General features: G+C 68.6%; 22 protein-coding genes. 10 read left to right on the top strand and 12 right to left on the bottom strand.

All coding sequences use genetic code 11. The features are described 5' to 3' along the window. The first annotated feature begins 16 nt into the window (after positions 1-16). The 9 genes from ACYVGI_RS04745 to ACYVGI_RS04785 all read left to right on the top strand — a co-directional run bounded on the left by ACYVGI_RS04745 (position 17) and on the right by ACYVGI_RS04785 (position 8,918). On the top strand, positions 17-1,282 hold the full coding sequence (locus ACYVGI_RS04745) for an ABC transporter substrate-binding protein (protein ID WP_460631521.1): 1,266 nt from the start codon (positions 17-19) through the stop codon (positions 1,280-1,282). Further along, positions 1,282-2,238 (top strand): carbohydrate ABC transporter permease, encoded by a 957-nt coding sequence (locus ACYVGI_RS04750; RefSeq protein ID WP_460631522.1) that lies wholly within the window; start codon positions 1,282-1,284, stop codon positions 2,236-2,238. Before ACYVGI_RS04745 ends, ACYVGI_RS04750 begins: the two co-directional genes overlap by 1 nt. Continuing rightward, the gene (locus ACYVGI_RS04755; protein ID WP_460631523.1) at positions 2,231-3,085 is read left to right on the top strand and encodes a carbohydrate ABC transporter permease; all 855 of its coding nucleotides are present in this window, start codon (positions 2,231-2,233) and stop codon (positions 3,083-3,085) included. Before ACYVGI_RS04750 ends, ACYVGI_RS04755 begins: the two co-directional genes overlap by 8 nt. Positions 3,086-3,100: 15 nt before the next feature. Further along, on the top strand, positions 3,101-4,147 hold the full coding sequence (locus ACYVGI_RS04760; RefSeq protein WP_460631524.1) for a Gfo/Idh/MocA family protein: 1,047 nt from the start codon (positions 3,101-3,103) through the stop codon (positions 4,145-4,147). Continuing rightward, a complete protein-coding gene (locus tag ACYVGI_RS04765) occupies positions 4,144-5,181 on the top strand; it encodes a Gfo/Idh/MocA family protein (RefSeq protein WP_460631525.1) in 1,038 nt (345 codons plus the stop codon). The genes ACYVGI_RS04760 and ACYVGI_RS04765 overlap by 4 nt, the downstream gene beginning before the upstream one ends. A gap of 135 nt (positions 5,182-5,316) precedes the next feature. Further along, positions 5,317-5,604, top strand: coding sequence for a hypothetical protein (locus ACYVGI_RS04770; RefSeq protein WP_460631526.1), 288 nt, complete (start codon positions 5,317-5,319; stop codon positions 5,602-5,604). Beyond that, the gene (locus tag ACYVGI_RS04775) at positions 5,594-7,579 is read left to right on the top strand and encodes an alpha/beta hydrolase (RefSeq protein ID WP_460631527.1); all 1,986 of its coding nucleotides are present in this window, start codon (positions 5,594-5,596) and stop codon (positions 7,577-7,579) included. The genes ACYVGI_RS04770 and ACYVGI_RS04775 overlap by 11 nt, the downstream gene beginning before the upstream one ends. A gap of 8 nt (positions 7,580-7,587) precedes the next feature. Beyond that, positions 7,588-8,223: a hypothetical protein gene (locus ACYVGI_RS04780; RefSeq protein ID WP_460631528.1), complete on the top strand. Its 636-nt coding sequence runs from the start codon at positions 7,588-7,590 to the stop codon at positions 8,221-8,223. 131 nt (positions 8,224-8,354) lie between these two features. After that, positions 8,355-8,918: a hypothetical protein gene (locus ACYVGI_RS04785; RefSeq protein ID WP_460631529.1), complete on the top strand. Its 564-nt coding sequence runs from the start codon at positions 8,355-8,357 to the stop codon at positions 8,916-8,918. 71 nt (positions 8,919-8,989) lie between these two features. On the opposite strand, the gene ACYVGI_RS04790 is transcribed toward ACYVGI_RS04785, so the two are convergent. The 10 genes from ACYVGI_RS04790 to ACYVGI_RS04835 form a co-directional block, all read right to left on the bottom strand. Continuing rightward, a complete protein-coding gene (locus ACYVGI_RS04790; RefSeq protein ID WP_460631530.1) occupies positions 8,990-9,832 on the bottom strand; it encodes an NAD(P)-dependent oxidoreductase in 843 nt (280 codons plus the stop codon). A 27-nt stretch (positions 9,833-9,859) separates the two neighbouring features. After that, positions 9,860-11,098: an RNA polymerase sigma factor gene (locus tag ACYVGI_RS04795; protein WP_460631531.1), complete on the bottom strand. Its 1,239-nt coding sequence runs from the start codon at positions 11,096-11,098 to the stop codon at positions 9,860-9,862. A 7-nt stretch (positions 11,099-11,105) separates the two neighbouring features. After that, complete coding sequence (locus ACYVGI_RS04800) at positions 11,106-11,447, bottom strand: YciI family protein (RefSeq protein ID WP_460631532.1); 342 nt, start codon at positions 11,445-11,447, stop codon at positions 11,106-11,108. Positions 11,448-11,513: 66 nt separating this feature from the next. After that, the gene (locus tag ACYVGI_RS04805; protein WP_460631533.1) at positions 11,514-12,593 is read right to left on the bottom strand and encodes a glycoside hydrolase family 130 protein; all 1,080 of its coding nucleotides are present in this window, start codon (positions 12,591-12,593) and stop codon (positions 11,514-11,516) included. Beyond that, positions 12,590-13,639 carry a glycoside hydrolase family 130 protein gene (locus ACYVGI_RS04810; RefSeq protein WP_460631534.1) on the bottom strand — a complete coding sequence of 350 codons (1,050 nt, stop codon included), beginning with the start codon at positions 13,637-13,639 and terminating at the stop codon, positions 12,590-12,592. The genes ACYVGI_RS04805 and ACYVGI_RS04810 overlap by 4 nt, the downstream gene beginning before the upstream one ends. A gap of 60 nt (positions 13,640-13,699) precedes the next feature. Beyond that, positions 13,700-14,644, bottom strand: coding sequence for a carbohydrate ABC transporter permease (locus ACYVGI_RS04815; RefSeq protein ID WP_460631535.1), 945 nt, complete (start codon positions 14,642-14,644; stop codon positions 13,700-13,702). After that, entirely contained in the window at positions 14,641-15,627 is a 987-nt protein-coding gene (locus ACYVGI_RS04820) for a carbohydrate ABC transporter permease (protein WP_460631536.1), read from the bottom strand. The genes ACYVGI_RS04815 and ACYVGI_RS04820 overlap by 4 nt, the downstream gene beginning before the upstream one ends. A 7-nt stretch (positions 15,628-15,634) precedes the next feature. Then, the gene (locus ACYVGI_RS04825; RefSeq protein WP_460631537.1) at positions 15,635-16,927 is read right to left on the bottom strand and encodes an ABC transporter substrate-binding protein; all 1,293 of its coding nucleotides are present in this window, start codon (positions 16,925-16,927) and stop codon (positions 15,635-15,637) included. A gap of 22 nt (positions 16,928-16,949) precedes the next feature. Beyond that, complete coding sequence (locus ACYVGI_RS04830) at positions 16,950-17,975, bottom strand: LacI family DNA-binding transcriptional regulator (protein ID WP_460631538.1); 1,026 nt, start codon at positions 17,973-17,975, stop codon at positions 16,950-16,952. Next, positions 17,972-20,071 (bottom strand): hypothetical protein, encoded by a 2,100-nt coding sequence (locus tag ACYVGI_RS04835; protein WP_460631539.1) that lies wholly within the window; start codon positions 20,069-20,071, stop codon positions 17,972-17,974. Before ACYVGI_RS04835 ends, ACYVGI_RS04830 begins: the two co-directional genes overlap by 4 nt. 122 nt (positions 20,072-20,193) lie before the next feature. Here ACYVGI_RS04835 and ACYVGI_RS04840 point away from each other — a divergent pair, with 122 nt between their 5' ends. After that, entirely contained in the window at positions 20,194-21,315 is a 1,122-nt protein-coding gene (locus ACYVGI_RS04840; protein ID WP_460631540.1) for a baeRF8 domain-containing protein, read from the top strand. Positions 21,316-21,390: 75 nt separating this feature from the next. On the opposite strand, the gene ACYVGI_RS04845 is transcribed toward ACYVGI_RS04840, so the two are convergent. Further along, positions 21,391-21,930 (bottom strand): DUF2017 domain-containing protein, encoded by a 540-nt coding sequence (locus tag ACYVGI_RS04845; protein ID WP_460631541.1) that lies wholly within the window; start codon positions 21,928-21,930, stop codon positions 21,391-21,393. Beyond that, entirely contained in the window at positions 21,927-22,217 is a 291-nt protein-coding gene (clpS, locus tag ACYVGI_RS04850; RefSeq protein WP_460631542.1) for an ATP-dependent Clp protease adapter ClpS, read from the bottom strand. The genes ACYVGI_RS04845 and clpS overlap by 4 nt, the downstream gene beginning before the upstream one ends. Between the last annotated feature and the right edge of the window lie 39 nt (positions 22,218-22,256).

Genomic DNA, 22,256 nt, shown 5'->3' on the forward strand with positions numbered 1-22,256 from the left:
ATTTCAAGGAGAACCAATGCGAAAAGCCTTACTAGCCGCCGGGGCGGCGGTTGCAGCCGCAGCCCTTCTGGCCGGATGCTCGTCCAACACTGGAAGCGGCTCCGGTGCCACTGCCGATCATAATCTGTCGGCCTCGATCTCCTACGCGTTCTGGGACGTCAACCAGAAGCCGGCGATGGAGGCGCTCATCAAGGACTTCAACAAGGAGTATCCGAACATCAAGGTGACCACGCAGGTCACCCCGTACCAGAACTACTTCACCAAGCTGCAGACGCAGGGCTCGTCCAAGACGCTGCCCGACGTGTTCTGGATGAACGGACCGAACTTCCAGCTCTACGCATCCAATGGACTGCTCGCACCGGTGGGCTCCGGCATCGACCCGGCGAACTACCCGAAGGCGCTGAACGAGCTCTACAGCTACGACGGCAAGCAGTACGGGGCTCCCAAGGACTTCGACACGATCGGCGTCTACTACAACAAGGCGGTCTTCGACAAGGCGGGGGTCGCATACCCGACGGCGGACTGGACCTGGGACGAGTTCCACCAGAAGGCCAAGGAGATCTCCGACAAGCTGAAAGCGGACGGCGTCTACGGCGTCGCCAGCGGTCTGAGCGGCGGCCAGGAGGTCTACTACAACACGATCCTCCAGGCGGGCGGCGAGATCATCTCGTCGGACGGCAAGAAGTCGGGCTACGACTCGGCCGCGTCGATCAAGGGACTGCAGTTCGTGCGCGACCTCGTCGCCGACGGTTCGTCCCCGACGCCGTCGCAGCTTTCCGACACCCCGCAGGACCAGTGGTTCATCAACAGCAAGTCCGCGATGATCTGGTCGGGCACCTGGCTCAACGCCGAGCTGCTCGCCTCGCCGATCAAGGACACCATCGCGCTCGCTCCTCTGCCCAAGGGCGAGAAGCAGGCGACCGTCATCCACGGTCTCGCGAACGTGGTCGCCAAGGACTCGAAGAACGAGGCAGCGGCCGTCGCATTCCAGAACTACCTCGGCGGCAAGCAGGCTGCGGAGACGCAGGCGGAGATGGGCGCTGCGAACCCGGCGTTCAACGGCACGCAGGACGCTTTCGTGAAGACGGCGCCGTGGGACCTGAACATCTTCGAGAAGGCGGCGGCGGACTACGCGTACCCGTACCCGATCTCGAAGAACACGGCGGCCTGGAACAAGGCGGAGAACGACCTGCTGCCTGACGCGTTCTCCGGCAAGCGCCCTGTGGCCGACGTCGCCAAGGACCTCGCCAAGCAGATGAACGCGGACCTCGCCAAAGAGTGATGTCCGTTTCCATCGCACCCCAGGAGGCGGGCGCCGTGACCACGGCGCCCGCCACCCGGTCGACACCGCCGCGCAGGCGGCGCACCGACCGGAAGGAATGGCTGTGGGCGGCGCTGTTCGTCGCCCCGCTGCTATTCGGCGTCCTCGTCTTCTACATCTGGCCGATCATCCGCAATGCATACTTCAGCTTCACCACGTGGGGCGTCTTCGGCGGCGCCACCTGGAGCGGCCTGTCGAACTACCAGGCGATGCTGGCCGACCCGTCGTTCTGGCGGTCGATCGTCAACACGCTGGTCTACATCGGGTTCCTTCTGATCGGCATCCCGCTCGCCGTGATCTTCGCCAGCCTGATGAACCGGCCGGGGCTGCGCTTCGCGACCCTGTACCGCACCGCATTCTTCCTGCCGTACGTGGCCATGCCCGCCGCGGTCGCGATGGTCTGGCGGATCATCTTCAACGGCGACTTCGGCGTCATCAACTACACGCTCTCTCTCGTCGGCATCAAGGGGCCGAACTGGCTCTCCACCGAGTGGTTCGCGCTCTTCGCTGTCGGCCTGGTGGGGATGTGGATCTCGCTCGGCTTCAACCTGATCGTGCTCTCGGCCGGGATGAAGGGCATCCCGCCGGAGATGTACGAGGCGTCGAGCCTCGACGGCGCGAGCCGGATGCGGCAGTTCTTCTCGATCACGGTGCCGCTGCTCAGCCCGTCGATCTTCTTCGTCTCCGTCATGACGGTGATCACAGGCTTCCAGCTCTTCGACCTGCTCTACGCCCTGATGGGAACGCAGAACCCGGCGATCAACCAGACCCAGTCGATGGTGTATCTGTTCTTCGCCCACCAGCAGACGGGCGACAACGGCTACGCGGCCGCGGTCGGCATGGCGATCCTGCTGCTCGTCGGTGTGTTCACGATCATCCAGTTCCGGATGCAGAAGAGGTGGGTGACGTATGTCTAGCTCCGTCGTGGTCGGTTCCAAGACCGGCAAGGCGAGGATGGGGACGGGACTGACCCACGCCATCCTGATCGTCGGATCGATCATCATGATCTTCCCCTTCATCTGGCAGATCCTGATGTCGCTGTCCACGAACGCGCAGGTCACCTCCGTGCCGCCGACCGTCTGGCCGGGCACGCTGCACTGGGAGAACTTCGCGCACGTGTTCGACCAGCTCCCGTTCCTCAACCAGCTCTGGGTGTCCGTCGCCGTCACGGTGATCCGCACGGTCGGTCAGCTCCTGCTCTGCTCGATGGCCGGGTACGCCTTCGCCAGGATGTCGTTCCCGTTCAAGCGCACGATCTTCGCGCTGGTCCTCGCCATCCTGATGGTGCCGCCGCAGGTGTACCTGCTGCCGCAGTACCAGATCGTGCAAGGCCTCGGCTGGCTGAACACCATCGCGGGCATCGCGGCCCCCGGCATCTTCAGCGCGTTCGGCACCTTCCTGATGCGCCAGTTCTTCCTCGGCCTGCCCGACGAACTGGCGGAGGCCGCGCGCCTCGACGGCGCGAACCACTTCCAGACGTTTTGGAAGGTGATGCTGCCGCTGGCCAAGCCCGGCCTGTCCGCCCTCGCGATCATCACGGTGCTCGCGTCCTGGAACGACCTGCTCTGGCCGCTCATCGTCGCGACCGACTCGACTCAGATGCCGCTCTCCGCCGGCATCGCGACGCTCACCAGCCAGCGATCCATCCCGGACTACCCCCTCCTGCTCGCCGCCAGCCTCCTCGCGATGGCGCCGGTGCTCATCCTCTTCCTGATCATGCAGAAGCGCGTCATCGACGGCATCGCATTCTCGGGCCTGAAGTAGAAAGAAACGAACACAGTGAAAACTCTCCGAGTCGGCCTCATCGGCGCCGGCGGGATCTCCCAGGTGCACGCCACAGGATGGGCGGCGCTGGGCGTACCGGTGACCGTCTACTCCCACGAGGGAGCCGAGGCGCTCGCCGCCGAGTACGGCTTCGCCATCGCGACCGACCTGGATGGGCTGCTCGCCGCGAGCGACATCGTCGACATCGTCACATCGAGCAGCAGCCACAAGGAGCTCGCGCTCGCCGCGATCGCTGCCGGCAGGCACGTCATCTGCGAGAAGCCGCTCTCCGTCACCTCCGCGGAGGCGCGGGAGCTGGCAGACGCGGCCGACGCAGCAGGGGTGCGCCTGTTCCCCGCCCATGTGGTGCGATTCTTCCCCGAGTACGCCGAGGTCAAGCGCCAGGTGGACGCCGGCCGGATCGGCGACCCCGCCGTGCTGCGGTTCGTGCGCGGCGGCCAGGCTCCGCGGGCCGGCTCGTGGTTCTTCGACGAGAACGCGGGCGGCGGCATCGTCCTCGACCAGATGATCCACGACCTCGACCAGGCGCGCTGGCTCGCCGGCGATGTCACCCAGGTGTATGCGGTGCAGAGCCCGGCGAGCGTCGACGGCATCGTGCCCGGCGTCGTCACCGCCCACGTCACCCTCACCCACGCCGGCGGGGCGATCAGCCACGTCCAGGGCACCTGGGGGCCGGAAGGCACGGTGTTCCGCACGAGTGCGGACATCGCAGGCACCAGGGGGACGCTCGCGATCGATTCACGGACCGACGCCGCCAGCGTGCTCGACTTCCCTGCCGGAGCGTCCGGGGACGGCTACCTGCCTCCCGCCACCCACGCGGTCAGCCCATACACGACCCAGCTCGCCGCCTTCCTGCGCGCCATCGCCGATGGCACGGACACGGTGGTGACAGCGGAGGACGGCATCAGGGCGGTCGCCATCGCGGAAGCGGCAGCCGAATCGCTGCGCACCGGACGCGCCATCGAGGTCGACCAGGAGACCGGGCTCGCCAGGATCGCCTCCCAGCTCGAGAACACCGTCGGACAGAAGGTCGGCGCATGACCGCCGGAACAGGAGACACCGTGACCAGCAAGCTCAAGATCGCCGTGCTCTCGTTCGCGCACCCGCACGCGATCGGCTACTGCCGGCTCCTCGCAGGCCGCGACGACATCGACGTGATCGTGACCGACCCGGAGGGTGCCGGAGCACCGGACGCGGCGCTCCGGGGAGAGGCGCTCGCCGCATCCATCGGGGTGCGCTACGTGGCCGACTACGCGGCGGCGCTCGCCTGGGGTCCGGATGCGGTGATCGTCACGGCCGAGAACGCCAAGCACCGGGAACTGGTGGAGGCCGCTGCTGCTGCCGGTGCGCACATCCTCTGCGAGAAGCCGCTTGCCACGACGGTCGAGGACGGCCGCGCCATGCTCGACGCCGCCGAGCGCGCCGGCGTCACCCTGATGACCGCGTACCCTGTGCGGTTCGCGCCGTCGTTCGTGGATGCGCTGGCTCGCGTGCGCGCAGGCCAGCTCGGCGAGATCGTCGGCATCCGCGGCACCAACAACGGCAAGCTGCCGTCCGACCGCGCCTGGTTCACCGACCCGGCGCTCGCGGGCGGAGGCGCGCTGGTCGACCACGTCGTGCACTGCGCCGACCTGCTTGACGAGTTCCTCGGTGCCCTGCCGACGACGGTGCGCGCGGTGTCCAACCGGCTGCTCCACGCCGACGACCGCCTGCGGGTCGAGACGGGCGGACTCGTCACGGCCACCTACCCCGGCGGTGTCGTCGCGACCATCGACTGCTCCTGGACCATGCCGGAGAACGGGCCGACCTGGGGCGGCCTCACGCTGCAGCTCACCGGCACGAAGGGCAACATCACCATCGCACCGTTCGCCCCGCACGTCTCCGGGCAGACGGTGGACGGCCAGGTCTGGGAGGGCGTCGGCGACAACCTCGACGCCCTGATGCTTGCCGAGTTCCTCGACGCCGTGCGCAGCGGCCGCGCCGCTGTTCCGGACGGCCGGGTCGGGCTGCGCACGCTGCAGGTGGCGGACGCGGCGCGTCGCTCGGCGGTGGACGGGCAGCCGGTCACTCTGTAGGCGTTCCACGCGGCGCGCCTCCCGCGCCGCGTGGACCCCGCCCGGCTCCTTCTGGCGATCTCGCGGCCAGTCTCGAATTAACGTTCCGTGTTTGTGTTCCTGATACGGTATGTTTCTGCGAGAACGGAGCGGTGCATGGGTAAGACGGTCTCGATCGATGCGGATCGACTGCGGGAGGGGGCGTCGACCCTGGCCGCGGGTGCCAAGGATCCCCAGAGCATCGTTCTCGACAGGAGCGCGTTCGGTTCGGCGTCAGCGGGCGCCGCGTTCGACGAGTTCTCGCAGTACTGGTCCTCGGGGCGGTCGGTACTGTCGAGCGGCACCGACGCGCTCGCGGGGGTGTTACGGTCCGCGGCGGACGCTTACGCGCGTCGAGATGTCGAGGACGCTCGGCAGTTCTCGGGTGGTGCCCGTGCGTTCTGAGTGGCGGGATTGGTCGGCGCTGGGGTTGGATGCGGATCCGACGCCGGGGGATGTGGATGCGGTTGCGGCGTGGGTGTCGGAGTTGCAGGCGCATTCGGAGCGGTATCGGGTGCGGGCTGAGTCGCTGTGTGAGGTTGGCGCTGTGGTGGATGCGCGGTCGTGGTCGGGGCTTGCGGCGGAGGCGTTCCGTGAGCGGTTGCGGGTCGTGGCCGTGGGGGCGAGTGCTGCGGCGGTGAGCCATGGTGAGGCTGGTGCTGCGGCGAAGGTGTGGGCGGAGGCGATGTTCTCCGCGCAGTTCGCTGCCGATCGGGCGCTCCGGGCGGCGGTGGAGGCGGAGCGGGATATCGCTGTCGCGCGGGCGGCGGTGGGTGTTCTGGTCGGTGATCATGCTGCGTTGGTCGAGAGTGTGGAGGCGGTGCAGCGGGCGTCGTTGCTCGAGGACCGTGCGTCCGGGGCGGAGGTGCTGGCGGCGCGTGGTCGTGCGGAGGCGGTGCACGCGGAGTTGATCGGTTCCCGGCACCGTTTGGAGGATGCGGAGGACCGGCTGGCGGTCGCGCGCAGGAGTGGCCAGGACGCGAAGCGGGAGTACGAGTACGCGGAGGCGGTGTTCGTCCGGGGGTTGAGCGCGGCCAGGACCGGCGCGCTTGCCGATGCGACCGTGTCGCAGTTGAAGGACTTCGCGTCCGCGGCGGGCAAGCTCAGCGTGATCGATGCGGCCGGTCGGGCGAGCGAGGTCGCGCTGATGACCATGCTGCAGCGGCTGACCCCGGAGGAGCTTGCGGTGCTGCTGGCGGACGATCCGGGGTTGCTGCACCGGTTCTGGGACACTCCTCCGAACCCGGAGGTGGTCGCAGGCTGGTGGAACGGGCTGACCGTGGATGCGCGGGATGCGCTGCTGGTGGCTGCGCCGGGCGTGTTCGGGAACCTGCCGGGGATGCCGTTCCGAGATCGGAATATCGCGAACCGGATCAGTTACGAGCAGGCGAAGAAGAACCCGGACCTCACGGACGAGCAGCGAGCGGTGCTGAAGAAGATGAAACGGGCTCTGGAAGCCCCTGAAGAGGGTGTTCCGGTGCAACTGGTGGCGTTCAATTTCTTCACCTCGCCGCCGATGGTCGCGGTCGGCTACGGCGACCTGGACGCGTGCGAGAACACGACCTGGTGCGCGGGAGGGATGGGCTTTGGCGCCAAGGACGCCCTCGACGGCTGGGCTAACGCCGCGAAGAACCTCTACCGTGCCCAAAAGGATCTCGGCATGGACCAACCGGGGGTGATCGCTTGCTTGGAGTATGACAACCCGGATGTCGTCGGCGTCAACCTCAGTGTCTCGGCGAAGAAGGGGGCGCCGCGGTTCGCGGCCGAGCTCGACGGGAACGCGGCGACACGGGATGTGTTCGGGCCGGGACCTGCCCCGATCACGGTCACCGCCCACTCCTACGGGACTACGATGGCGTCGATCGCGCTCACCCAGACCAGCACCCAGATCGACGCGTTCGTGATGGTCGGCTCCGCCGGAATCGATACCGGCCTGGTGCCGTCACTGTCCGCGATCCACGCGGACCACGTGTACACCACGGCAGCGACCTCCGATCAGCTCGCCCCGGTCGGTTCCGCCCTGTCTGGCCGTTCCGAACCTAACCCGACGGTTGCGGCCCCGACCAACCGCGCGATCGGCGGAGCCGAATCCTTCTCCTCCGACGGTGACGGCAAAGACCTGAAACCGGTCGACGGACACAACCCGCTCGGCGAGAAGGGCAGGACCAGCAACAGCGGACCCCTGACCTTCAACACCGTGCCCTCGGAAGGACACGGCTACTACGACCGTGGGACGCAATCGCTGCACAACATCGCTGCCACCACCACTGGTCAACCCGGCAGAGTGAGCGGCGGACTGACCGACACCACCCCCGCCGCCGACAAGCACAACGAACTCGCGGACCTGATCGCCGAGACCGGCCGGTCCCCGCGATTCTGAGGAAACGAATGACCTTGACCACCATCCGCACAGCAGCAGTGTTCGCAATTGCCGTCGTGCTCACCCTAGGAGGATGCGCCATGACCGCCCCTGCCGACACCACGCCGCAGAAGACCGGGCAGCAACTCCGCGCGCAGATCATCGACTTGGCCAACGCCGGGATCGCCGCATCCGGCCTCCCCGACGGATGGACATACGGCACAAAACCGAATGTCCGCGCCTGGAATCCCGAAGCCAAGGAATTCCTCGGCGCAAGCTGCTCCACCGCCAACGGGGAGAGCCGCCAGCTCTTCCTCGTCCAGCTCTTCCACACGCCGGTCGGTGATCCGGTCGCTTTCGTGGACATGATGGGCGACTACTGGACCGAGCAGGGCTACATCGTCAGCACTGTTGTCCCGACCATCACCACCCCGGGTGGGCGCAACTACACCCAGATCAGGGCCGACCGCCCGGACGGCTCCCTCGCTGCCGGGCTGAGCGCCCAAGACACGCTCTTCGCCATCACCTTCTACAGTGAGTGCTCTACCGATCCCAGCCTGGACATGTTCGCCGGACCCACCGGGTACCGCGAATTCGACGAGCAAGACCCCGACCCGTACCACCCGACCAACACCCCCACCATCACGCCATACCCCGACCACTGACCCCGCATGGATCAGACCCTTTCGACACCCGGCGCGACCGGCGACGCCCAGAAGGTCGGCCACACACGATGAGGCACACCATCACCGCGCTGCTCGCCATCGCTAGCGTGCTCACCCTAGGAGGATGCGCCGTGAACACCCCGACCGACACCACACCGCAGAAGACCGGGCAACAACTCCGGGCGCAGATCATCGACTTGGCCAACGCCGGGATCGCCGCATCCGGCCTCCCCGACGGATGGACATACGGCGCGCACCCCAACCTCCGCACCTGGAACCCGGAAGCCAAGGAATTCCTCGGCGCAAGTTGCTCCACCGCCAATGGGGAGAGCCGCCAGCTCTTCCTCGTCCAGCTCTTCCACGCGCCGGTCGGTGATCCGGTGGCATTCGCACACATGATGGGCGATTACTGGACCGAGCAGGGCTACATCGTTTCTTCAGTCGGCACCACCGCTACGGGACCTGATGGTGGCAACTACACCCAGATCAGGGCCGACCGCCCGGACGGCTCCCTCGCCGCGGGAGTGAGCGCCCAGGACACGCTCTTCGTTCTCGAGTTCTACACCGAGTGCTCTACCGATCCCAGCCTGGACATGTTCGCCGGACCCACCGGGTACCGCGAATTCGACGAACAAGACCCCGACCCGTACCACCCGACCAACACCCCCACCATCACGCCATACCCCGACCACTGACCCGCGTCGAGCGAACTCTCCGGCGTCCGCGTCTGCGCGCTACCACCGGGCCGACCGCCGCCTCCGCGTCGTCAGCGCAGCCGGGCGATCACCGAGAAGTCCTTCTCCCCGTCGCCGGCGTCGACCGCGTCCTGCAGTGCGGCCGACACCAGGGCGACGGCGGGGAGGGGGTCGTGCGAGGTGGCCAGCATCAGGCGGGTGTCCTTCGCGAGGAGGGCTGCTGAGAACTGGGTGTCGTCGAAGTCGCCTGCCACCACGGGGGCGCCCTTCATCGCGGCGATGGGGGAGAGAGCGGTGATGCCGAGGGTGTCGAGCACCTGGGCGGCGCTGAGACCGCCGGACTCGCCGAGGCGGAGGGCTTCCACCAGGCCCTCGAAGGAGACGGCGAGGGCGAGGTTCGCGACGAGCTTGCCGGTGGCGGCCTGCGCGGGGGTGTCGAGCATCCGGAGCTTGTTGGGGTCGGCCCAGAGGGCGACGATCGTGCGTGCCTTCCTGGCGGCGTCCTGCTCGCCGCCGATGAGGACGCCGAGGGCGGCGGCGCGCGCCGGGGCGAGAGAGCCGATCACGGGGGAGTGCACGTAGTTCACGGCGGCGTCCGACGCCCAGGCGCTGAACGCGTCGGCGTCGGCGGGGGAGACGGTGGTGACGTCGATCCACACGGCACCGGATGCGAACGGCAGCCCGCCGTCGACGATCACCTCGCGCACGGCGTCCGGGCCGAACAGCGCGGAGACGACCGCCTCGGCGCCGTCGACGGCGTCCGCCGCCGTCGACGCCACCTGCGCCCCGCGTCTGCCCATCGACTGGGCAGGCTGCGGCGAACGGTTCCAGACGGTCACCCGGTGACCGGCGTCGATGAGGTGGGGGACGAGCTCACGGCCCATGCGGCCGAGCCCGAGGAATGCGATGTTCATCCCTCCACTGTGCGCCGATGCGCGCGCCTAGGGAAGAGCGGCGCGCGATCGGGTCAGGAACGCGCGCTCCGCGGCGTTGTCGGTGAGCGCGAGCGCGGCCTCGTACTCGGCGGCGGCCTCCGCGCTGCGGCCGAGTCTGCGCAGCAGGTCGGCGCGGATCGCGTGCAGCAGATGGAAGGCGCCGAGCGCATCCCGCAGCGGGTCGGTCTCGGCGAGAGCGGCGGCGGGGCCGTCGACCTCGGCGACGGCCACGGCACGGTTGAGGGCGACGACGGGCGATGGATGCACGGAGAGGAGCTGATCGTAGATCGTCACGATCTGCGCCCAGTCGGTCTCGGCCGCGCTGGCGGCGTCGTCGTGCACGGCCTGGATCGCGGCCTGCAACTGGAAGCTCCCCGGCCTCCCGCGGGCCAGGCAGTGCCGCAGGATGCTCTGGCCCTCCGCGATGCGGTCGGTGTTCCAGAGCGCGCGGTCCTGGTCGGGGAGCAGGACCAGGCCGCCGTCGGCGTCGAGCCTGGAGGAGCGGCGGGCGTCGACCAGCAGGAGCAGCGAGAGCAGGCCGTGCGCCTCCTCCTCGTCCGGCATCAGTTCGACCAGGAGCCTGGCCAACCGGATCGCCTCGTCGCAGAGCTCGTCGCGCACCAACCGGTCTCCCGCCGACGCGGTGTAGCCCTCGGTGAAGATCAGGTAGACGACCGTGAGCACGGAGGAGAGCCGGTCGGGCAGGTCGGCGTCGGACGGGAGGCGGAACGGGATCCGCGCATCCCGGATCTTCGCCTTGGCGCGCGACAGGCGCTGGCCCATCGCCGACTCCTGCACCAGGAACGCTCGCGCGATCTCCGCTGTGCTCAGGCCGCCGAGCAGCCGAAGCGTGAGCGCCACCCGGCTGGCGGGGGCGAGCGCCGGATGGCAGCAGGTGAAGATCAGGCGAAGCCGGTCGTCGTCCACCTCACCCTCCTCTGCTGTCCGCGGCGCGTCCTGTTCGTGCAGGAGCGCGGCCTCGGACTCACGGTCGCGGCCGGTCGCCTCGCGGCGCAGCCGGTCGATGGCTCTCCGCCTGGCGGTGGTGATGATCCAGCCGGCCGGAGCCGGCGGGATTCCGGACACCGGCCAGCGGTCGGCGGCGGTGACGAACGCGTCCTGCACCGCGTCTTCTGCGATGTTCAGATCGCCGAAGACGCGGTACAGCACGGACACCGAACGGCCGTACTCTGCGCGGAAGACGCGCGCGATGTCGTCGCGGCCGATGCCGCGGTCGCCGTCCACGCGCAGCTCAGCCGGCGAACGGCCGCACTTCGATCGGCAGGGTCGTCGCGACCGCGAGCCGTTTGCCCCAGTCGAGCGCCGCATCCAGATCGGGCACGTCCACGATGCTGAAGCCGCCGAGGTGCTCCTTGCCCTCGGCGAACGGGCCGTCCGTCACGAGCACGTCCTGGCCGTTCGGCCGCAGCACGGTCGCAGACGATGCAGGGAGCAGCCCGTTCGAGAAGACCCACACGCCGGAGGCGCGCATGTCCTGGTCGACCGCGTTCACATCGGCCTCGATCGCCGCGAGCGCGTCCGGCTCCGGGATGGGGCCGTCCGGCTGGATGACGCTGAGCAGGTACTGAGTCATGGTGTTCTCCGTTTCTCTCACCGTCTACACGAACGCTGCAGGGCTATTTCGACATCGCGAGGCACATCAGGATGCAGTTTTCTCCCTGCGTTCCAGTTTCGCCACTCCGATCTTCGAGTCGGCCATGCCGTAGAACACGAAGAGCTGGCCGTCGATGTCCTCGATCGCGGTGGGGAAGACCACGTTCGGCACGATGCCGCTGCGCTCGTCGTCGGTCTCCGCCGCCAGCAGGGGAGCGTCCGTGCGGTCGAGGACGCGCCACGGCTCGTCGCCGTCGAGGATCATGGCGCCGGCGCCGTAGTTGACGTTCTGCTGCTGCGCCATCGAGTTCACGATCACGCCGGTGACGCCGTGGTGCAGCAGCAGCCAGCCCTCCGGCACCCGGATCGGGGCGGGTCCGGCACCGATCTTGAGCTCCTCGAACGGGAACTCCGGCCCGGCCAGGAAGCGGTTGCCGCGCCAGCGGGCGAGCTCGCGGCGGTCGGCGAGCACCGCATCCAGGGGGATGAACGCGATCCAGATGCTGGGGCGCGGATCCGGGACGGTCGCAGGCGGCCGGTTGCCCTCGCCCGGCCGCACCTCGCCGAGCTCCCACACCGGGCGGTGCAGCACTGCGAGGCTGAGCCTGCCGTCCGGGGCGGTGACCGGCTCTGGGAAGAACACGGTGTCCTTGTTGTGGTAGAGCCCGAGGTCTACGCCGAGAGCGTCGTCGTACTCGAACGTCACCGGTCCGAGGCGCTGCCACTCCCGCAGGTCGTCCGAGACCGCAACGGCCGTGCGCGGTCCGAGCGGGCCGAACGCCACATACGTCATCACGTGCAGCCCGAGGCTCGGGATGAAGGTCACACGCGGGTCCTCGACGCCGGCGTTGTTCGCTCCGGCCTCCCACTCCCGCGCTGGTTCGAGCACGACGCCCTCGCGGGTGACGCCCACGGGCACGCCGTCCGCGAGCTCCACCCTCGCGAGGCCGACGCGGGAGACGTTGCCGGAGGCGACAAGCCTGGGCAGCAGATAGAGCGTGCCGTCCGGCGTGTGGCCGGTGGCCGGGTTCAGCACCCCCTCCACCTCCTGCGCGTTGCCGGGCTCCGGGGTCATGATGACTCCGGCTCTGGTGAGGGCGTATGGGAAGTCGTCGGGGGAGCTCATGCTTCCTCCTCAGTCGTTGTCTGGTCGCGTGGCGTGGTGCGGTCGATGGATCGGTAGAAGTACATCTCGCGGGTTCCGGCCGGCGCATCCCAGCCCTGGGCGAACGTCCAGTCGCCGTCGAGCCGCTGCAAGCCGCCCCAGGCGAGCGAGCCGCCACGGTTGACGGCGAGCTGCGTGAACGGGGCGTCGGGGGAGTACAGCGCCTGGGCGGCGGCGAAGTCGCCGTTCTCGTCGGCGTAGAAGAAGTCGAGGACGAGGCGATCCCCGTCGACGACAGCGCAGGCCACCTCGTGCAGGGAGCCGTTCAGAGGCGCGAGGTCGAGGTACGGCTGCTCGGCGAACGTCCACTGCACGAGGTCGTCGGAGTGGCCGACCATGGGGCGCCCACCGCAGCCCTCGGAGAGGAACATCAGGTACTCGCCGCCGATGCGCACCGCGTTGCCATGCTCGTCCCGTGGCACGACGGCGCCTTTCGCCCAGTTCTGCGAGACGTCGTACGGCACGGCCAGGCCGCGCTTCTCCCAGTGCTCGAGATCGTCCGAGGTGGCGACCATGATGTCGCAGGCCACCTCGCCGCCGCCGGTTTGGCGGATCGCGTTGTAGAACAGCACATAGCCGTCGCCGACGCCGTAGACCTTCGGGTCCTCGCAGCCGAGGGTCTCGTTCTCGAGCGTCGGGTAGATCACCGGGTTCGCCGGCGAGTCCGTCCACACGCCGTCGCGGCGGACAGCGTGCCCGATGCGGCTGGCGGTCGACTCCTTCCTCGGGGATGCGCGATAGAACAGGTGCAGCTCCCCGTCGCGTTCGATCGCGGTGGGGTTGAAGATCGAGTCGCTCGTCCAGCCGATCCCGGTGGGGTCGGGCCACTGGCCGTCCAGGTGGAAGGTGAGCGACGCATCCCTGGCGAACGGGCCGATCGCCCAGGCGGGATGCTCGGGGTAGCTGGACGAGAACTGGTCGGTCGAGATGCGGTCGGTGAGCGCGTTGGTGTGTGCGAGAGCTTCGGTGTAGCTCGCGCGGAGGTCGTCGATGTCGACGGCTTTCACGGGTCTCCTCTGGTCGGAAAGGAAGGGGCGGTGGATCGGGAAACGGGGGATGCGATCAGGTCAGCCCTTCACGCCGGAGCCGATGTCGGTCGAGGTGAAGTAGCGCTGGAACACGATGAACAGCACCACGACGGGCGCGGCGAGCACGACCGCGCCGGCGAGGATCGCGCCGTACGGGTTGGTGGTCGACGCCGCGACCGTGCTGATGTAGTTGGCCAGCGAGACCGCGAGCGGCTGCATCGTCTGCTCCTTGGTGATCAGGAACGGCCAGAGGAACTCGTTCCACGGCCCGATGAACGTCAGCAGCAGCACCGTCACGAGCGCAGGCCGCACCAGCGGAAGCGCGACCCTGCGGAGGATCATGAACTCGCCTGCGCCGTCGATGCGGGCGGCGTCGAACAGCTCCTTCGGTATCTGCAGGAAGTACTGCCGGAAGATCAGCACCGCTGTGGAGTTGATGGCGAACGGGAGGATCATGCCGAGATAGTTGTCGGCGAGACCGTAGTTGCGCGCGATCAGCACGTAGAGCGGCACCATCAGGAGCTGGAACGGCACCACCTGCACGAGCAGGGCGAGCGCGAACGTCACGCCGCGGCCGCGCCACTGCAGGATCGACAGCGCGTACCCGGCGAGCAGCCCGAACACCACGGTGCACAGCAGCACGCCGCCGGTGAAGATCGCCGAACTGCCGAGCCCGCTCCACAGGTTGATGCGATCGTTGATGTTGACGTAGTTGTTGAGCGTCAGGTTGCCAGGAGAGGGGAACGCGCCGGCGACGGTCGTGTCCGGCGTCGCCTGCAGCGAGCCGACGAGCATGTAGTAGAACGGGAACAGGAAGGCCACCGCCCCGATGGTGAGCACGACGCCCTGCAGGATCGCCTGGCCGCGGCTGAGCCGCCTGGGCGACGACATGTCGACGTTGCGGCGCTTGCGCGGTCGGCCGCGGTCCCTGCCGGTCGGCGCCGCGCCGGTGCCACCGGATGCTGGTGCTGCTGTCGTTGTCATGAGTCTCGGTCTCCCGCGAATCGGTTCTGCAAGAAGGCGATGATGAGCACGACGACGACGAGCACGATGCCGATCGCTGCCGCATACCCCGGGTGGCCCTGCTGGATGCCCTGCTGGTAGATCAGCAGCACGGGGGAGGTGGATGCGCCGTTCGGCCCTCCGCCTCCTGTCAGCAGGTACGGCTCGGTGAACAGGTTGGCTCCGACGATGGTCGACAGCAGCAGCACGAGCACGGTCGCGGGGCGGACCCCTGGCACGGTCACCGAGAAGAACTGCCGCACGCGGCCTGCGCCGTCGGTGGATGCGGACTCGTACAGCTCCGTCGGAACGTTCTGCAGCGCTGCCAGGTAGAGCAGGATGTAGAACCCGAGTTGCTTCCAGGTGACGTAGACGGCGATCATCGGCATCGCCAGCGTCGGGTTGACGAACCAGCTCGGATTCGGAGCGAGCGGGCCGAGGATCTGGTTGACCAGGCCGTCCTGATTGAACAGGAACAGCCAGACGCCGATGATCGCGACGCTCGCCGTGACGTACGGCACGTAGTAGCTGACCCGTAGGAAGGTGCGGAACCGCTTGATGCTGTTGAGGCCGCTCGCCAGCACGATGCTGAGCACGACGGTCAGCGGCACGTTGATGATGAGGAAGATGCCGACGTTGGCGAAAGACTGCAGCACCGCGGGGTCTGTGAAGGCCGTCACGTAGTTGTCGAGACCGACGAACGGCCGGTCGACGTTCGCGCCGGGAGCTGCGAAGAAGTAGTCGAAGAACGACATGTAGATCGCGAACAGCAGCGGATACGCGAAGATCACGATGACGAACAGCAGATACGGTGCGCTGAACAGCCAGCCGAGCGGGTTGCGCCCGAAGATGCGCTGTCGTAGCGGCTTCGCGGCCTGGTTGGGGCTGCGGCCGCCGTGGGGTTTCCGCCCGGCGGCGGGGGCAGTGCTGCCCCCGGCCGCCGGGGTGGTGCGGATGCTGGACATCTGCTGCCTACTTCTGGGTCTGCAGCTTGTTGATCTTGTCTGCCGCCGCTTTGAACGCGTCGTCGACGCTGCCGGAGCCGGTGATCACGGACTTGGTGTACGCATCCCGGAGCGCCTGCAGTTGCGCGACGGTGTTCGGGCCGGACGGGTCGTCGACCGTGCGGGCGGACTGGGCGCCGAACTCCTTGTACGCCGGGTGGGCGGCGAAGTAGTCGGCGTAGACCGTGGCGAGGTTGTCACGGATCGGCATCTGGCCGGTGACGTTCAGGAGCTTGTTGTCCTGGTCCTTGCTGGTGGCGAACTTGAGGACGTCCCACGCCGTGCCCTGGTTCTTGCACGAGGTGTACATGCCGACGTTCTTGGCGTCGGGGAAGGTGTACGTCTTGTCTGCCGCGATGCCGTCCTTGGTCGGGACGGGCACGGAGCCCCACTTCACCTTGTCGCCGTAGTACGCGATGGCCCAGGGACCGACGATGGCCATGGCCGCCTTGCCGTCAGCGAACGCGTCGCCCTGGAACTGCTCCTTGCCGGCGAGGCCCGCGGAGTAGATGCTCTTCCAGAAGTTCGCGACCTCGATGCCGTCAGTGCTGTCGATCGTGGCCTTGCCGTTCTCGGTCAGGCCCTTGCCGCCCGTCTGCGCCGCCAGCAGCGGCAGGTAGTCGAAGTTCGGCTGGAAGAACTCGCTGGTGGGCGCCGGGTAGATGGCGTACTGCGCCGCTCCGCTGGAGGTGACCTGCTTGGCCGCGGCCAGGAACGAGGCGTACGTCGACAGGTCGGGGTTGTTCGGGTCGAGGCCCGCCTTGGCGAAGATGTCCTTGTTGTAGAAGATCATCACCGGGTTCTGCTTCCACGGCATCTGGTAGAAGTCGCCGTTCGCCGACTTGTACTGGTCGGCGGCGCTTCCGCTGCGGGCCGTGATGTACGAGTTGCCGTCGGAGAACTTCGACAGGTCGACGAGGCCGCCCTGCTTCTCGAACTGACCGGTGACCGCTGGAAGATTGTTGAACACGAGGCACGGGGTGGTCCCTGCCGTGATGGCAGCGCCGAGCACTTCTTCCGTGCTCTTGCCTGCCGGAACCTCCTGAGCCTTGATGGTCTCCTTCGGGTGGGCGGAGTTCCAGGAGGCGACCATCGCCTTGCCCCACTGCACTTCCTGGGCGTTGTTCGAATACCAGATGGTGATGGGACCCTTGGCCTTCATGGCGTCGGACGAGCCGCCCCCGCTCGAGCCGCACGCCGCGAGGGCGCCTGCGATGGCACCCGCCGTGACGATGCTGAGGATGATCCTGCGTCTGTGCATGATAATGCTTCCTTACTGTGGGTCACTGACCGGCGGCGGGCGCCGCGGTCGATGCGCGCACGACGAGTCGTGCTGGGGGCAGGGCGACGTCGGCCGGTTCGTCGTTCTCCACCAGCCGCAGCAGTGCGGTGGCGGCGGCGATGCCCCATCCGGTCGGGTCGTTGTCGAGAGTGGTCAGGGACGGGTACACGTACGTCCCGATCTGCGAGCCGTCGAGGCCGGTGATCGAGAGGTCGTGGGGAAGGCGCAGGCCGCGTTCGTGGGCGACGCCCATTCCGGCGATGGCCATGGGGTCGTTGCCGTAGATGATCGCCGTCGGCCGGTCGGCGCCGTCGAGGAGGGCCTTCGTCGCCGCTGCTCCCTGCTCGGGGGAGAAGTCGGTCGGCACGACGACGGGCCGGAGCCCGGCAGCGATCATCGCGTGCTCGTAGCGCTCCCGGCGCTTGCGGCCGTGCAGCATCCGCTCGTCGCCGGAGACGTGCACGATCTTCCTGTGCCCGAGGTCGACTAGGTGGGCGACGAGCTCGTCGATGCCGGTGTCGTAGTCGCGGCTGATGACGGGGAACGGCGTGCGGTTGGTCGGCTCTCCCAGGGAGACCGCCTGCATCCCGAGCCCGTCGATGAGCGGGATGCGTGCGTCGTCGGCGAGCAGGTCGGTGAGCAGGAAGCCGTCCACGCGCTTGTCGGCGGCGAGGCGCGTGTACGCCCTGCGCTCCGCCTCCTCGTCGGGCACGACCGTCAGGACGAGCACCAGTCCGCGCTCGGAGAGCACCGTCTCGACACCGGCGATGAACGCCGCGAAGAACGGGTCGGCCTCGATGGTGTGCGGGTCGCGCCTGACGATCAGCCCGAGCGCGTATGCGCGCTTGGTGCTGAGGCCGCGGGCACTCGGATTGGGGCTCCAGCCGAGGGCGCGCGCCGCCTCCAGGATGCGGTCCCTGGTCTCCGGCGCCACCCCGCGGCGGTCGTTGAGGGCGAGGGAGACGAGTCCCTTGCTCACCCCGGCCGCGCGGGCGACGTCGTTGATCGTGACCGTGCCGGAACTCATCGCGGCACCACCGTGGTGAAGCCGCCCGCCTCGACGACGACGATCGCGAGGCCGCCGAGCCTGGCGGGCGATCCGACCTGGTGGCCGGTCCTGTCGAACCTGGTCACCGTCACAGGACCGGTGCTGTCGAGCTTCTTCAGCGTCGGCAGCTTCGTGCCGTTCACGTACACATCCAGACCTGTGGATGCTCCGGCCAGCCCGAGGTGCGAGACCACCGGCTGCACGAGCACGGCGTCGAGGCTCACCTGTCCGCCGACTCGCGCCGTGATCGTCGTGACGGAGGGCAGCACGGGGATCGGCAGCGTCTGCGGCTTCAGGTACACGGTCGTCGGGGCGATGCCCTGGGCGCCGTTCGAAGCGTTCAGGCTCGTGCCGATGGGCAGCGTGATCCTCCCGGCCGTCGCGGTCCACAGGGTCTTCCCCGATCCGCCGGAGCCGAGGTCGGCGATCGGCAGGATGCTCGCCGCGGGGTGTCCTGCAGGAAGGGCGATGGTGATCGTGTCTCCCGCCTTCGCCGTCACGTACTTCCCGCCCGACCAGTTGGCCGATCCCGTCCACGCCGAGGGTGGCGTGACGACGCTCGCGGAGCCGGTCAGCGTGCCGTTCTCCGCTTCGACGACCGTCAGACCGTCCGTGGCGGTGGTGCGGGTGAGGGCCGTGGCCTGCGCCGCGACGGCGGGATGCGCATCCAGGGTCAGCATGGACAGCTCGGTGTGGATGACGGACTCGGCCCCGCAGTTGCGGTTGACGGTCTTGTCGCTGCCGATGCCGTCGACGCACACGCCGGTGGCCGGATCGTAGACGGGCACGCCTGCCGGGTTGGCGCCGAAGTACCAGGCGGCCTGCGCGGCGGCGAGCTGGGTGAGCCCTGCGGCGCTGGTGGCGTCGGCGACGGCGAGCAGCCCTTCGAGGCGCGAGTCGACGCCGTATGCGATCTGGGTGGTGTCCGCCGGGGTGGGGGTCCAGCCGTTGTCCGGGCCGCCGGAGGCGAGGAGCTGGGCGGTGAACTGTGCGGCGTCGGTGGCCGCGGTCGACTGCAGGTCGCTGCGGCCGAGGACCGTCGCGGCGCGGGAGAGCGCCGCGGGCTCCATGCCGCCCCAGGCGTGCCAGAACGTGGGGGAGTTGGCCTCCGGGAGGATGGCGCCGAACGGCCACTGGCCGATGCCGCCGCTCGCGAGTTTCGCGATCCCCTCCGAATAGCGGGAGAGAGCGGTGGCCGCCGCGGTGTCGCCCGGCGCGGCCTTCACGTATGCGCTCAGTCCGAGCACCGCCTCTGAGGTGGCGCTTGCGCTCCCGACGATCAGCCAGGCTGGCACGGTGACGCCGTTGGCCTGTGCCGTGCTGCCGTACTTCGCCAGCGACTGGCGCTGCAGGGCGGCGATGGAGAGGTCCATCCGCTCTTTCAGGAACGACGCGAACGCCGGGTCGGCGGTCCTGAAACCCGCGTAGCCCTCGCCGAGCGCCCAGACCGTGCGAGCGAGCCAGAACGACTCGGCCGAGTCGCTCGGGTCGGGGAGTTCGACCGGGATCGCGGACGGGTTCAGTGTGCCGTCCGACTGCTGCCAGAGCACGACGCCACCCGCGTTCGGGCCGGTCGCGGTCTGCAGGTAGGTGAGGGAGCGCAGCAGCTCGTACGCCGACTGCTTGCTGCTCGCCGTGCCGTTCTGCGCCCAGTCGCGCAGGTAGACGACGGCGGCGCGGGAGATGTCGTCAGCGTCGAACGCGCCCTGCGCGTACCAGCCCTTGGCCGCATCCGTGATGGGGCCGCCGCCGACGTGCGTGAAGGTGCCGTCCGCGTTGCGGTCGGCGTAGACCCAGGGCGCCCGAGCGGTCGGCTCCTCTGCCTGGCGATACGTGGTGTGGCCTGCGACGCCCGCCAGCAGCGGCACGTCCGCCTGCAGCCAGTCGAGGTGCGCAAGGTTGGTGAGCTTGGCTGGCGCCGCGGCGGCGGGTGCGGCGGCGGTGGATGCGGCGAGGCTTGTGGTGGCCGCCTGGGCCGGAATGGCGCCCATCGTCGCTGCGACCGCCGTGCCCAGGATGAGGGCGACGGCCGCTGCCGAACGTCGCTTCGTGCTGTGGATTTCGAGGTGTCGCATCGTTGCGTCCTTTGCGTCTAAACCGGTTTAGGTTAACGTAGGCGCGTTTTCAGGGCTTGTCAACGGGAGGGGGCGAGACCAGACTGGCGAGACCGCACAGCGTTCGAGCGAGGGAGTCGGAAATGGAATACAAAGACATTCCCACGAAGGCCGACATCGAAAGGATCGCGGCGCTGCGGCAGCCGGGATGCGTGACCATCTACCTCCCGACCGGAACCGTCCCAGCCGAAGCAGACCGCGCAAGGATCGAACTCAAGAACCACCTCGCTCAGGCGGTCAGGAAGCTCGAGGAGGACGGCATCCCGAAAGCGCGGATCGCCGCGATCCAGCGCGAGGGGGAGGCCATCCTCGAAGACAGGGACTTCTGGCGCTACCAGTCGCGGTCGCTCGCGGTGTTCCTCGACGGCGACCTCAGCGAGACGTTCCGCCTGCCCAACCGGCTCGGATCGTCCTGCGACATCGCCGACCGCTTCTACGTCAAGCCGCTGCTGCGCACGGTGACCTTCCCGCAGACCGCGCTGATCCTCGCCCTCGCCCAGAACTCGGTCCGCCTCATCCAGGTCTCGCCGCAGGCGCCGGCAGCGACGATCGACGTTCCCGGCCTGCCGAAGGACGTCGCCTCTGCCGCGGGGCTCGCCTCGATCAGCGGCAGGGCGCCGGACGGACGCATCCAGGGCTCCGAGGGGCAGAAGGTCAGGATGCTCGAATACGTCCAGTCCATCGAGCGTGCGCTGCACCCGATCCTGGCGAACTCGACCGACCCGCTGATCCTCGCAGCGGCCGAGCCGCTGATCGGCATCTTCCGCAACGCCAACACCTATCCGAAGCTCGTCTCCCAGACCATCACGGGCAACCCGGAGGAGAAGACGGACGAGGACCTCGCCGCCGAGGCGCGCCTCGTGCTCGACCGGGTATACGCGGCCAAGGCCGAGCGGCTGAAGTCGGACCTGGAGGCCCGGATGGCGGCGGGGACGGCCACCACCGACCTGAGCGACATCGCCAGAGCGGCGACATACGGCGCCGTCGAGTCGCTCATCGTCGACATCGACAGGCGCGTGCCCGGCACCCTCGACGAGGAGACAGGAGCGATCGCATACGCGGACGAGGACGAGCCCGGAAACTACGGTGTCGTCGACGAGATCCTGCGGCGTGCGCTGGCGTCCAAGGCGACCGTCTACGCTCTGCGCGCTGAGGAGATCCCCGGTGGAGCTGCGGCGGCTGCAGCTGTGCGCTTCCCGGTCTGATCGCGGGCGGGCGCGCGCCGCGGCGTAGCGCGCAGCAGCGTCGCGCGGCGCAGCGTCGCGCGCAGCAGCGTGCTGCTACCGGCCGCCCTTCCACAGCGCGTTGACGAGCGTGTCCTGCACGAACGCCAGCCAGTCGTAGATCGCGCGCAGCAGCGTGGTCTCGTCGTCGTGCACATCTCCCTCGTCGCCGTCCTCGACGATGCCGAGCCGGGAGGCCAGCACGAGGCGGATGTCGCCGATGGCGCGCATCCACGCTCCCGCGTCGTGCGCGTCGAGCCGCACCTCGATGCGGCCGCGCGCGCCCGCCGAGCCGCCAGCGCCTCCCTGGCGCCCTGCTGCGCTCAGCGACTCCACCACCGTGACCGCGTTGAGCGCCTTGCGCTCGGCGAGACCGTCGGCGGTGAAGCGCCGGAACTCGGCCGACGCCTCCGCGTCCTCGGGGTACGCATCCGGGAGCAGCCTGCGCAGCGCAGGGTCGCTCGACGGATCGACGCCGGAGCGCACGGACTCGACCAGCTCGGCCGCCTCTCCCGCCAGCCGTGCGATGACCTCGGCCTCCTCGTGCTCGAAGACGGCGACGATCGCGCCGTCCCTCGCGCGCCGGAACGGCTTCACGCGTCCGCCTTGGTGAGCGTCGCCCACAGTCCGAAGTCGTGCATGGCCTCCACGTGCCGTTCCATCTCCTCACGCGTCCCCGTCGCCACGACAGCGCGACCGGCGTTGTGCACCAGCAGCATCAGCCGCTCAGCCTCAGCGCGCGAGAAGCCGAAGTAGCTCTGGAAGACGTAGCTGACATACGACATCAGGTTGACCGGATCGTTCCAGACGATGGTCACCCACGGTGACCCGAGCTCGAGGTGTTCGCCGAGGCTGGTCTCTACGACGGTCGACGCGTCAGTCATGCTGGACTCCACGGGCACGTTGCATCCCGTCTGGACGCA

It is taken from the genome of Leifsonia lichenia (assembly GCF_054780215.1).